The sequence below is a fragment of the Actinacidiphila sp. bgisy167 genome (genome assembly GCF_965342175.1).
Lineage (GTDB): Bacteria > Actinomycetota > Actinomycetes > Streptomycetales > Streptomycetaceae > Actinacidiphila.
Genome location: NZ_CBDRBL010000077.1, coordinates 21,742 through 33,747, shown reverse-complemented (window position 1 = coordinate 33,747; position 12,006 = coordinate 21,742). Strand labels below are relative to the sequence as shown.

9 protein-coding genes are annotated in these 12,006 nt (G+C 72.6%); 4 read left to right on the top strand and 5 right to left on the bottom strand.

The window, feature by feature from the left end; translation table 11 throughout:
- Nucleotides 1-96: 96 nt before the first annotated feature.
- On the top strand, nt 97-639 hold the full coding sequence (locus ACRWND_RS24515; protein ID WP_431952939.1) for an acyl-CoA thioesterase: 543 nt from the start codon (nt 97-99) through the stop codon (nt 637-639).
- A gap of 30 nt (nt 640-669) precedes the next feature.
- Here the strand turns inward: ACRWND_RS24515 and ACRWND_RS24510 are convergent, their stop codons facing one another.
- The gene (locus tag ACRWND_RS24510) at nt 670-2,118 is read right to left on the bottom strand and encodes an LCP family protein (RefSeq protein ID WP_431952937.1); all 1,449 of its coding nucleotides are present in this window, start codon (nt 2,116-2,118) and stop codon (nt 670-672) included.
- Nucleotides 2,119-2,210: 92 nt separating this feature from the next.
- Here ACRWND_RS24510 and ACRWND_RS24505 point away from each other — a divergent pair, with 92 nt between their 5' ends.
- Together ACRWND_RS24505 and ACRWND_RS24500 are read left to right on the top strand one after the other, a co-directional pair.
- The gene (locus tag ACRWND_RS24505) at nt 2,211-3,245 is read left to right on the top strand and encodes a glycosyltransferase family 2 protein (protein ID WP_431952935.1); all 1,035 of its coding nucleotides are present in this window, start codon (nt 2,211-2,213) and stop codon (nt 3,243-3,245) included.
- A gap of 70 nt (nt 3,246-3,315) precedes the next feature.
- The gene (locus ACRWND_RS24500) at nt 3,316-3,492 is read left to right on the top strand and encodes a hypothetical protein (protein ID WP_431952933.1); all 177 of its coding nucleotides are present in this window, start codon (nt 3,316-3,318) and stop codon (nt 3,490-3,492) included.
- Between the two features lie 16 nt (nt 3,493-3,508).
- On the opposite strand, the gene ACRWND_RS24495 is transcribed toward ACRWND_RS24500, so the two are convergent.
- From ACRWND_RS24495 to ACRWND_RS24480, 4 genes are all read right to left on the bottom strand, one after another.
- Entirely contained in the window at nt 3,509-5,107 is a 1,599-nt protein-coding gene (locus tag ACRWND_RS24495; RefSeq protein WP_431952941.1) for an LCP family protein, read from the bottom strand.
- A 1,084-nt stretch (nt 5,108-6,191) separates the two neighbouring features.
- Nucleotides 6,192-7,991: an LCP family protein gene (locus ACRWND_RS24490; protein WP_431952931.1), complete on the bottom strand. Its 1,800-nt coding sequence runs from the start codon at nt 7,989-7,991 to the stop codon at nt 6,192-6,194.
- Between the two features lie 120 nt (nt 7,992-8,111).
- A complete protein-coding gene (locus ACRWND_RS24485; protein ID WP_431952929.1) occupies nt 8,112-9,380 on the bottom strand; it encodes an LCP family protein in 1,269 nt (422 codons plus the stop codon).
- Between the two features lie 128 nt (nt 9,381-9,508).
- On the bottom strand, nt 9,509-10,261 hold the full coding sequence (locus tag ACRWND_RS24480) for a TIGR03089 family protein (RefSeq protein WP_431952927.1): 753 nt from the start codon (nt 10,259-10,261) through the stop codon (nt 9,509-9,511).
- 115 nt (nt 10,262-10,376) lie between these two features.
- On the opposite strand from ACRWND_RS24480, the gene ACRWND_RS24475 reads away from it, so the two are divergent.
- Nucleotides 10,377-11,999 carry an N-acetylmuramoyl-L-alanine amidase gene (locus ACRWND_RS24475; protein ID WP_431952925.1) on the top strand — a complete coding sequence of 541 codons (1,623 nt, stop codon included), beginning with the start codon at nt 10,377-10,379 and terminating at the stop codon, nt 11,997-11,999.
- The last annotated feature ends 7 nt before the right edge of the window (nt 12,000-12,006 follow it).

Here is a 12,006-nt window from a genome sequence, read left to right as displayed (position 1 = left end):
GAACCCCACCAAGACATGATCTTGGTGGGGTTTAAAGTCAAGCTGAGAGGCCGCGCGGATAGGCGGGCCGGCGTCGCGGCCTCTTAGGGTGGAGCCATGTTCGAGGAACCGCCCCCGCACCCTGTGCCGTCCAAGCCCACGTCCGCCTCGCGGATCACACTCGCGCACATCATGACCCACCACGACACCAACCTGCTGGGCACGGTGCACGGCGGCGTGGTCATGAAACTCGTGGACGCCGCGGCGGGCGCCGTCGCCGGCCGCCACTCCGAGGGGCCCGCGGTGACCGGCGCCATGGACGAGATGGCCTTCATCGAACCGGTGCGGGTCGGCGACCTGCTGAAGGTGCGGGCGCAGGTCAACTGGACGGGACGCAGCTCCATGGAGGTCGGCGTGCGCGTGCTCGCCGAGCGCTGGAACGAGTCCGGCCCGGCGACCCACGTGGCCAGCGCCTACCTCGTCTTCGTGGCCGTGGACGCCGAGGGCAAGCCGCGTGCGGTGCCCCAGATAGAACCCGAGACCGAGCGCGACCGGCGCAGGCTGCAGGAGGCGCAGATCCGCCGCACGCACCGGCTGGCCCGCCGCAGGGCGATCATGGAGCTGCGCGAGAAGCGCGCCGCGGACGGCTTCGACGACTGACCGCGCCCGTTCGGCCGTCACTCGGCGGCCTCAGCCGCACAAGATGCGGTCGCCGCGCAGTGGCGGGAGGCCCACCGGCGGCGCGACGGGCGGGTCCGGTTCGCCGGCCCGCACCGGGGTCACGCCGTCGTAGTCCGCGCCCACGGTGACGCGCAGGGTGGAGCCCAGTCCGGGCACCGAACGCATCTTCGCGTAGGGCAGGGCCGTCGCCAGGGCCTCGGCTGAGCGGTCCCAGCCCGGGTCGTAGTGGATGACCGTGTACTCCGCGTCGTGCCGGATGGTGTTGCCGGGCGTGCCGGTGGTGCGGAAGCCCACCCGGCGCAGTTCCTTGTCCACGCGCGCACCCAGCCCGTTGATCGTCGTCCCGTTGTTGACCTGGACGCGGATCGACTTGGGCGGCACCTCGACCCGCTCGGGCTGCTCGGGCGCCGACGGGCTGGGCGTGACGGGAGGGCCGCCGTCCGGGCCGGTGAGCGGGCGGTCCTCGCGCAGCGCGTCGAAGATCCGCTTCGCCCCCTTGGCGTCCCAGCGCAGGGTCGACCCCACCCCCTGCACCCGGAACGGCGTGGCGTCCACCGGCACCGTCGCGAACTCCACCGAGCGGGCCCCGAATCCGCCGCGCAGCCCCGTGGCGAGGGCGATCAGGTCGTCCGGCTTGGTCTGCCGGTCCGCGCGCACCGAGCCCAGCGCGGCCTTGGCCACCTGGTCGAGCTTGACGGGGTTCTGCAGGAGCCCGATGTCGCTGACCCGGCGGACCAGGGCGGCCAGGAACCGCTGCTGGTTCTGCATCCGCTGCAGGTCGAGGCCGCCGGGGATGTGACCGGAGCGCACGTAGCGCAGTGCCGTGCCGCCGTCGGCGCGCACCGTGCCGGCCGGCAGGTCGAGACCGGTCGCGGCGTCGCGCAGCGGTTGGGCGAAGCAGAGGTCGACGCCGCCGATGTGGTCGACGGTCCGCATGAACGAACCGAAGTCGAACTCGGCGTAGTGGTCGACCTTGACCCCGGTCATCTTCTCGACCGTGGACACGGCGAGCGCCGGACCGCCCACCCCCCAGGCCCACTGCAGCTTGCCGGCGCGGGGCAGTTCCGCGTACGAGTCACGCGGCAGCGCGACCACGCTGACCCGCCTGCCGTCGCGCGACAGATGCGCCAGCAGCATCGTGTCGGTGCAGTCGCAGGGCTCCCCGCCAAGGCGCAGCCCGGTGCGCTGCGCCTTGGTCAGGCCGCGGCGCACATCGGTGCCGACCAGAAGGAAGTTGGTGCCCTTGGTGGGGGTCGGGCGGTTCTTCATCCCGGCGAAGGCGTCCACCCGCGTCAGGCGGTCGTCCATGTGCCCCAGCACGGCGTGCCCGATCCCGCTGGCGGTCAGGATGCCCAGTGAGACGGCACCGAGGACACGCATCCCACGGCGCACGGGCGGCCGCTTCCTGGGCCGGCGTGGGGCTGGGGCGGGCTGCTGACGGCGACGAGCGACGGTCATGCAGTCACGCTAAGGAGTCATACCGTCGTACGGAATGAGCCCCGCCCGGCCGCACGCGCTCGTATCATCCGTTCGCGGTAACGTGTGCGGCTGTGAACCCTGCGACCCCCGACGTGCCGCCCGCCGTCTCCGTGATCATGCCGGTGCTCAACGAGGAGCGGTATCTGCGCACCTCCGTCCGCCACATCCTCGAGCAGGACTACGCGGGCGAGCTCGAGGTCGTCATCGCCCTCGGGCCCTCCACGGACCGCACGGACGAGATCGCCGCGGAGCTGGTGCGCGAGGACCCCCGCGTCCACACGGTGCCCAACCCCACCGGCCGCACGCCCGCCGCCCTGAACGCCGCCATCAAGGCCTCCCGGCACCCGGTCGTGGTGCGGGTCGACGGCCACGGCATGCTCTCGCCCGACTACATCAAGACCGCGGTGCGGCTGCTGGAGGAGACCGGCGCCGCCAACGTCGGCGGCGTCATGCACGCCGAGGGCGAGAACGACTGGGAGCGCGCCGTCGCCGCCGCCATGACCTCGAAGATCGGCGTCGGCAACGCGGCCTTCCACACCGGCGGCGCCGCCGCCCCCGCCGACACCGTCTACCTCGGGGTCTTCCGCCGCGAGGTGCTGGAGCAGCAGGGCGGCTACAACGAGGAGTTCATCCGCGCCCAGGACTGGGAGCTGAACTACCGCATCCGCGAGGCCGGCGGCCTGATCTGGTTCTCGCCCGAGCTGCGCGTCTCCTACCGCCCGCGGCCCAGCGTGCGCGCGCTGGCCAAGCAGTACAAGGACTACGGGCGCTGGCGCCGCGTCGTCACCCGCTACCACCAGGGCTCGGTCAACCTGCGCTACCTGGCCGCCCCGGCCGCCGTCGTGGCCATCGCGGCGGGCGTGGTGGTGGGCGCCGCGCTCACCCCGCTCGGCTTCGTCGTGCCCGGCGGCTACCTCGTGGCCATCGCGCTGGGATCGCTTCCGGCCGGCGAGGGCCTGTCCGCCGCTGCGCGGCTGCGTGTCCCGGTGGCGCTCGCCACGATGCACATGTCCTGGGGCTTCGGATTCCTGACCAGTCCGCGTTCGCTGGCCCGGCGGGTCATCGCCAGCCGCCGCCCGGCGGTGCGGGCGTCGGCCGACGTGTGAGGCGGGGGGTGGGCCCCTGTCGCCTGCGGGAGGGGTCCACAGGCGCCGCGGCAGCCCGCTGGGTTTCGTCGTGCCCGGCGGCTGTCTCGTGGCCATCGCGCTGGGATCGCTTCCGGCCGGCGAGGGCCTGTCCGCCGCTGCGCGGCCGCGTGTCGCGGTGGCGCTCGCCCTGACCGGTCCGCGTTCGCCGGCCCGGCGGGTCATCGCCGGCCGCCGCCCGGCGGTGCGGGCGTCGGCCGAGGTGTGAGGCGGGGGGCGGACCCCTACCACTTGTAGTAGGGGTTCACCTTCATGCACGCCGAGTCGTCGGAGGCGTTGAGCGCGCTCGCGTTGTCCAGCACCTCCTTGGTGTCGCTGCTGCTGGCCGCCGGGTAAAGCGCCCCGGACGTCCAGTCGGCGCCGATCACCAGCGTGATGCCATCTGCGGAGGAGGACTTCTTGACCACGCCGGTGGGCAGCTTCAGCGACGTGGCCACGGCCAGGGCGTTGGCCTTGTCGGCGTCGTCGGCGTAGGTGATGGTGGTGCCGGACTGCGACTGCGGCGTGGAGTCCGTCTCGGCCTGGGTGTACCCGAGGGCCTTCAGTTTCTCCGCGACGGTGCCCGCGCGGCCGGAGACCGCGGGGGTCGAGGCGGAGCCCGTGCCGTTCTGCACCGTCACCGCGATCTCGTCCTTGGGCGAGGCCTTCACGGCGGGGGTGGTGGACTTGCCGGGCTTCTTCGGCTTGGATGCCTTGCCGTCCACGGGCTGGTCGTTGCGGAGCAGCGTGAAGAGCTTGCTCGCCGCGGGCGTCGGCACGACGTGCGCGGTCGGGTTCTGCGGGTCGGCGCCCCAGGGCATCGTCGTCATGGTGATGCGCTCGGTGGGGACGCGTTTGAGGTCGTTGCCCAGGTTGTAGAGCTTCTTGACGGTGCCCAGGCCGGTGTCGACGGTCAGCGCCTTGGTGGCGGCCTCCGCCAGGCCGGTGAGCGCGCCGGGGTCGGTGAGCTTCGTGCCCGACTTCAGCTGGCGCACCATCGCGTTCATGTACATGTGCTGGGCGTGGGTACGGCCGATGTCGCTGCCGTCCTCGAAGCCGTGCCGGGTGCGCAGCCACTGCAGGGCCTGCTGGCCCTTGATGGTGTGGTCGCCCTTGGTGAGCTTGAGCCCGGACTTGCGGTCCCAGACGTTGGCATCGACGCAGACCGGGACACCGCCGACCGCGTCGGCCATGGAGACCACGCCGGCGAAGTCGATCATCATGAAGTGGTCGATGTGGATGCCCGTGAGGTTCTCCCAGGTGGCCACGGTGCAGCCGGGACCGCCGTGCTGGAGGCTCGTGTTGATCGTGTCCGTCGTGGTCTCGGGGTAGATGTGCCCGTCGTCCGGGTCGGTGCACTTGGGGACGGTGACCCGGGTGTCGCGCGGGACGCTGACCACGGTCATGTTGCTGCGGTCCGCGGAGACGTGCAGCAGCATCTGGACGTCCGCGAGCGGCTTGCGGTCCGCGTCGCCCTTGGCGCCGCCGAGTTTCTGGTTCTCCTTGGAGGCCCGGCTGTCGGAGCCGAGGAGGAGGATGTTCAACGGGGTCTGGCCGGCCGCGTTCGCCTTGCTCTTGGCGGCCTTGCTGTCGCCAAGGTTCAGCGCGTCCTTCTTGATGTTGGCGTTGAGGTGCTGGTAGTACGCGAAGGCGGCGCCGGCCGTCCCGAGTATCGCCACCGACGTGACGATGGCCACCCAGCGCAGGGCGCGCCTCTTGCCCTTCTTGCGCCGGCGGTCGGTGGGGCGGCCGGTGCCGTCGTGGTCGTCCGGGCCGTCGTGGTCGTCCTGGGTGTCGTGGCCGCCGTGCTCGTCGTCCGTCCCGTCGCCGTGCGTCGCGGTCAGGGTGCCGGTGGACGGCCCCTCGTCACCGAAGGCGCCGTAGCCCGCGTCGCGGTCGTCCTGGCCGTAGCCTCCCGTGCCGTACCCCGCGGTGTCGCGTCCGGCCGGCTGGTGGGGGGCGTAGCCCTGCTGCGGGGCGTACCCGCCCTGGGCGGGGTACCCCTCCTGCGGGGCGTACCCGCCCTGGGCGGGGTACCCCTCCTGCGGGGCGTACCCCTGCGGCGCGTACCCGCCGTGCGGGGCGTAGCCCTCCTGGGGTGTGTAACCGCCCTGGGCCGGGTAACCGCCCTGGGCCGGGTAACCGCCCTGGGGCGGGTGACCGTCGTGCGGCGGCGGGTATCCGCCGCCGTGCTGCGGCTGCTGCGGCTCCTCGGGGCGGTAGCCACCGCGCTGCGGCTGCTGCGGGACCGTCGGGTGCGGATGTGCGGGCTGCTGGGGAATGTACGCCTGTCCGTGTCCGTTCGCGTACGGAGAGTCGTCCCACCCGGGTTCGTGAGGTTCGAAGGGGGCGTTCCGCCCTCCGGGGATGCTGCCGTGGCGCATAGGGGCCCTCCCATGACGCGCTGGTCACTACGGTCCACCGGCTGCGCCGCAGCGCGCGGATCGTGGGTGATGCTCAGCTGTGCGACTGTCGAAGTCCTGTGGAACCGGAACAGCCCTGCTCGCGGATGGTTGGAGGTCACGATACATAAACCGCGACGGGGCAAGAGCCCGGGTTTCTTATCGCCCGTGTAAAGCGATGGTGCGCAACACCCCAAAACGGGACCTCGGGGATGCGGCCTGTACACGCAGAAGCGGGCGGCATCGGGAGCCGGCCGCAAGGGTTGCGGCGCTCGTGGGCGGCGGTCCGGCCACGCCGGCGGCTCGCGGGGGAGACCTTCCGCCGCGCCGGCGGCCGCCCTCGGCGAGTGTGACGGAGCCGACACGTGAGGACCATCGCACCCCCGTTCGCCGGAAGGCGGGGACGGCCCGCGCTCCCGTCCCGCGCCGGACCGGGGATCCCGTCCCGCCGGCGGCCGCCCATCGCTGTCCGCCTCCCGTCGTCCGCTGCGGCGCCTCCACGCCCCGGCACGCCCCGAGCCGGTGGCTACTGGGCGCACACGCTCTTGTCGTCCGCCTCGACCTTCTGGATCCCCTCGGGCGCCTTCGTCGGCGTGGCGATCGGCGTGCCCGCCCCCTTGAAGTCCTTGCCGAGGGTGAGCGTCATGTCGGCGCGCGGTGCGGCGTCCTCGGTGCCCTGCTGGAGCGCGGAGGCCGGCAGCCCCATCATGTCGGCCAGTCGGCGTGCCTGGTCGGCCTGGTTGGGGGCGTACTCCAGCGTCGTCCTCTTCGTCTCGGCGGGCGCGTTGCCGCCGTTGGTGGACCGGGTGACACCGTGGTCGTTCTGCAGCCAGCTGACGGTGTCCTGGGCGGCACCGAAGACCCCGCTGCCGTTGAGCACCTCGACCCGGACGTCGACCGGGTCGGCCTTGGGGCCCTTGAGCTTGGCCGCGTCCGACGCCTTCTGCTTCTTCTTCACCTCGGTGAGCGAGACGTCGTCCTTCACCATGCTGAACAGTTGCGGCGCCCTGGTCTCGTCCAGCACCACCGTGGTGTGCACCTTCTCGGCCGGGTTGTCTATCACCGGAACCGTCGCGAAGGTGATGTTCTTGGTGTCGACCCGGCTCAGGTCCTTGGCGAGCTCGCTGAGCTTGGTCACGCTGCCGATGCCGGTGTCGACGGTGAGCGCCTTCGTCGCCGTGTTCGCCAGCTTGAGCAGCTTCGTCGGACTGGTCAGTGTGTCGCCCGACTTCATCTTGCGCACCATGGAGCTGAGGAACTGCTGCTGCAGCTCGATGCGGCTCAGGTCGCCGCCGAAGCCGACGCTGTGCCGGGTGCGGACGAAGGCGAGCGCCTGCTCGCCGGCGACGGTGTGCCGCCCCTTGCTCAGCTTCAGGTGCGAGTCCCGGTCGTCGATGTCCTTGGCCAGGCACACCTCGACGCCGCCGACCGCTGTCGACAGGTCCTTGACCGCGTCGAAGTTGGCCATCATGAAGTGGTCCGGGGTGATGCCCGTCAGCGCCTCGACGGTGCGCATCGTGCAGCCGGGGTCGCGGCCGTACTGGCCCAGGCTGGTGTTGAAGCGGACGCCGCTCTCACCCGGGATGATCTTCGTGGAGCCGTCGGGCTGCTTCGTCGGGCAGTCCGGGATGTCGGTGATGATGTCGCGCGGGATGCTCAACGCGGTCGCGTTGGAGCGGTCCTTGGAGACGTGGAAGAGGATCGTGGTGTCGGCGTGGCCGATGTTGGCCGCGTCGCCGTACTTGCCCTTCAGGCCCTGCCGGCTGTCGGTGCCGATGACGAGGATGTTGACCGGCCCGGTGGATGTGGCGTTCTTGGAGCCGATACCCGGGTCGATGGTCACGATGTTGCCGTTGAGCTGCTGGTACAGCGAGTAGACGCCGACGCACGCCGCGATGACGACGACCCCCAGCGTGCCGGCGGTCCAGATCAGCGCCCGTTTCCTGGCCGACGCGCGGGCCTTCGGGCGACGCCGGCTGGTGCGTGCGGCCGCGCGGCCGCCGCCTCCGCTCCTGGCGCCGGCGGCCCGGCCGCCGCCGGCCGGTCTCCCGGCGCCCTCCGAACGGCCGTTGGCCACCGGCCTGCCGCTGCCCGCCGCCCGTCCGCGCTCGGCGGAGCGGCCGCCGCCCGCGGCGCCGGAACCGCCCTGTCGTGTGCGGCTGCCGCCCTGCGGCTGGACGCGCTGTGCCCGCCGGCCCGTTCCCTGCGCGGGAACGCTTCGCTCCGGCGGCGGGGGGTCCAGCCGCAACTGGTAGCTGCCCGTCTCGGGATCGAAAACCCACTGATCCGCCGGGTCGACGTGCTGCCCACGGCCTTGCGTGTCCACGGTCGATCGAGTCCTCCGTCTCGGCCGCTGCAACAGGCCGGATCGCTCACACTAACCCCACAGTTCAGCGTGTACGTCCGTCGCTGACAAATTCCGCTCTCCCGTGCAGGGACAAACTGTTCAATCCCCACTGCCGCCGCAGACGTCGCTGTCGGCGGTGGTGCCGCGGTACGAGGAGGAGGCGCCCGCCGCTCCCCCGGAGGGCGTGGGAGACGCCGCAGGGGTGGCGGAGGATGTGCCGGCCCCCGGACGGGTGCTGCCCGAACCCGCGTGCGTGTCCTGCTCGACGGTCACCTGCCCGTCCTCGCGCAGAGCCGTGAAGAGTTCGGCGGCGGCGGGCTGCACCAGTTCGTCACGGTTGGGGTCCGCCGTGTAGGGGCGGCGCGGCACGGTGAGGAAGCGCACCTGGTCCGTGGGCGTCTTGCGCAGGCTCTGGGCCAGTTCGTACAGCTCGGCCAGCGAGTCGAGGCCCTCGTCCGCCGTGAGCGAGGAGGTGGCGGCGCTCAACAGCGGGTAGAGCGCGGCGGGGTTGAGCAACACCCCCGTGGAGTCGACCTTCTGCACCAGGGAGGCGAGGAACTGCTGCTGCCGGTCCATCCGCTGGGTGTCGCTGCCGTCGCCGATGCCCTTGCGGGCCCGGACGTAGCCGAGGGCCTGCTCTCCGTGCAGCAGTTGACGGCCGGCCGCCAGATCCAGGTGCGCGTCCCGGTCGTGGACGGGGTGCGGGACGCAGACCTCGACACCGCCGACCGCGTCGACCATCTTCGTGAAACCGTTGAAGTCCACCACGAGGTGGTGGTCGACGCGGATCCCCGTCGCCTTCTCCACCGTGCGGATCGTGCAGGCGGCGCCTCCGAACTCGAACGCCCAGTTGAACTGGGCGAACTGGGGGCTGGTCATGCTGCCGTCGGCGCGCCGGCAGGAGGGGATCTCGACCATGAGGTCGCGCGGCAGGCTGACCGCCGTCGCGCTCTTCCGGTCGGCGGCCAGGTGCAGCAGTATCGCGGTGTCCGAACGCTGGGTGCCGCTGTCCTGGCCGTACTTCCCGTTGCCGCCGCCGCGGTTGTCCGAGCCCAGGAGCAGGATGTTCTCCGCGGTGGTCGCCTCGGGCAGCACCGGGGGCCGCTCGGCCTGGACCCGCATCAGCTCGTGGGCGGTGCTGGTGTCCGTCCGGATGTTGCCGTCGAGCCGCTTGTACAGGTACCAGGAGACGCCGGCCCCGGCCAGCAGCGCCAGGGAGACGACCGCGGCGAGGACGCGCAACCAGGTGCGGCGGCGCTTCCTCGGCGGCGCCTCGGCGGGGGGTGCGTCGGCGTCGGGCGGGCCGGCGGGAGCGGTGTCGGTGGGAAGGGCGTCCTCGACGTCCGGAGAATCGGCTGGCGTGGTCACGTCCGGGCCCGTCCTTATAGGTGCTGCTGACGATCAGGTCACCTATAGAGACGGTCCAATACCGCCCTCGGTTGTGCGGAGTTGTTCAGCTCAGTCGGAGGGCCGCCCGGTGATGCGGACGGACCCGGCTACGCCGAGTGGGTGACCCGTTCGCTCTCCCGGCGTCTGTCCAGGTCGGCGGCGGGCAGCCGGTCCAGGTTGCGGCAGAGCACCACCGAGGCGCCCGCCGCCAGCGGCGCCAGCAGTCCGGCGGCCAGGCCGTCCCAGTCGCCGAACGGCCGGCCCGACAGCAGCCGCGATCCGGCGGTCAGCCCCAGTTCCGCGGCGGACGCGCGGGCCCGGTCCACCACCTGCGCGCCAGTGAGCTCCTGACCGCCCGGCAGCTCCAGGGCCGGAGCGTCCGGCGCCACCGGCGCGTACGGGGCGAACCGGTCCCCCTGCGAGGGCACCTCGACCGCGTAGTCGAGGAAGCCCTGCGGCGGCTGCGCGAAGCGGCCGCCCAGCGGGCGCAGCGCCAGCGCGACCCGCTCGCCGGGGCAGGCGCGGGCCTCCTCCAGCGTGTCCGGGCCGGACACCACCAGGTCGGCACCGCCCGGATCGCCCCCGGGCGCCACGACCAGGCCGGTGGAGAAGCAGGCGAGCACCCATACCGCGGTCTGCCAGTGCGCCGGCAGCAGCAGCGCCGCGCGGTCACCCGGCTGGGCGCCCAGTTCGTCCTGGATGAGGTTGGCGGTCTTGGCCACCCAATTGCCGAAGGTGGCCACCGACAGTTCGACGCGTTCGCCGGTGGCGTCGTCGTAGAAGGTGACCAGAGGGCGGGCGGGGTCCGCGGCGAGCGCGGATCGCAGCAGGTCGGCGGGTGTACGGGCAGTCGCTGTCACACGCCCAGGCTACGTCAGGCCGTGGCGTGGCGAGGGGCGCTGATGACCCGGCAGGAGGAGACGGAGCGTCAGATCCCGGCTGCGCGTTCTAGGGCCTTATGTAACTGTTTTTCCCATGCGTGCACTTCTTGCGACGTCGATCTCCGCGGCGTGCATGGCTGCCCTTGCCCTGCCGCTCGCCTTCCCCTCCGGTGCCACCGCCTCCGTCCCCGTGCCGGCACGGGCGGCCGTCCCCGACACGCCCCCCGGGGACACCCGCACCCTGCCGCTGGCCCCGCTCCCCGCGTCCGGGCGGGCCGTCGGCACCCCGCTCTCCCAGGGTCTGCCGGCCCGCGCCGTACGGCCCTTCTCCCTGATCGGCGTCACCTGGGACGACGCCCGCACCGAACTGCGGGGCACCGTCCAGGTCAGGACCCGCGCCCTGGGCACGGGCGCCTGGTCGGACTGGCGCACGGTCGAGGCGCACAACGACGACGCCCCCGACGCGGGCTCGTCCGAGGGCTCGGCCCCCGTGGTGCGCGGCTCGACCGTCCCGCTGTGGGTCGGCAGTTCCGACGGGATCGAGCTGCGGGTCGTGCCGGAGGCGCCCACCAGCGGCAGGCGCGGGGTGCAGCCCGGCCTGCCCAAGGGGCTGCGGTTGGAGATGGTCGACCCCGGGGGCGAACCGGGTGACGGCTTCGCGGACGACCCGGACGGCGGTCCGGGCCGCTACCTCGGCGACGGCGTCTACCTCGACCCCGACGCCGCCCTCGGCCCGGACGCCGCCCTGGACCCCCGCCCCGCGGGACCGGGGGGCGACCGCCCGGGCGGTGACGGCACGGCAGGCGGCCCCATGGGCGACGGCGCGCACCCGGGGACTCCTTCCGGCGGCGTCCCCACGGGCGGCGGCGACCCCTTCGGGAATCCCGATCCCTTCGCCGGTGTCGGCCCGTCCGGCGGCGACCCCACCGGCGGCGACCTCTTCGAGGGCGTCGGCCCCGGCGAGGCCGGCCATCCGCTCGGTGGACGCCCGCAGGCAGGCGCCGAGACCGGCACCGCCGCGGACCCGACCGACACCTCCGGCACGCCGGTCGAGTCGGCCTTCGTCCCCGAGCTCACCCGGTCCCAGACCGTGGCCCTCACCGGGCAGCGCTTCACCGGCGCGCGCCCCCGCATCATCACCCGCGCCGGCTGGGGAGCCGACGAGCAACTGCGCGACGAGGATTCGGAGTTCACCGACGACATCAGCGCGATCTTCGTCCACCACACCGCCACGGGCAACGACTACGAGTGCTCCGACTCGCCCTCGGTGATCCGCGGCATCTACCGGTACCACGTCAAGAGCAGCGGCTGGCGCGACATCGGCTACAACTTCCTCGTCGACAAGTGCGGCAACATCTACGAGGGCCGCAGCGGCGGCGTCTCCAAGGCCGTGTTCGGCGCGCACACCCTCGGCTTCAACGAGCACACGATGGGCATCGCCGTCCTCGGCGACTACTCCGAGGAAGAGCCCAGCCGCGAGGCCCTGTCGGCCGTCGCCCGGCTCGCCGCGTGGAAACTCGGGATCTACGGCCGCGACCCGGAGGGCATGACCTCCCTGGTGTCCGGAGGGAGCAACCGGTACCCGAAGGGGACGCAGGTCCGCATGAACGTCATCTCGGGCCATCGGGACGGATTCGCCACGCAATGCCCGGGAACGCGGTTGTACGACGATCTCGGCATCATCCGCCGTACCGCGGCGGGGCTCCAGGGCCGCTGATCGCGCC

What these genes read in the sequence shown, in the direction of transcription:
- ACRWND_RS24515 (WP_431952939.1), top strand. Translation starts at nt 97, where the DNA reads ATGTTCGAGGAACCGCCCCCGCACCCTGTGCCGTCCAAGCCCACGTCC.
- ACRWND_RS24510 (WP_431952937.1), bottom strand. Translation starts at nt 2,118, where the DNA reads ATGACCGTCGCTCGTCGCCGTCAGCAGCCCGCCCCAGCCCCACGCCGG.
- ACRWND_RS24475 (WP_431952925.1), top strand. Translation starts at nt 10,377, where the DNA reads ATGCGTGCACTTCTTGCGACGTCGATCTCCGCGGCGTGCATGGCTGCC.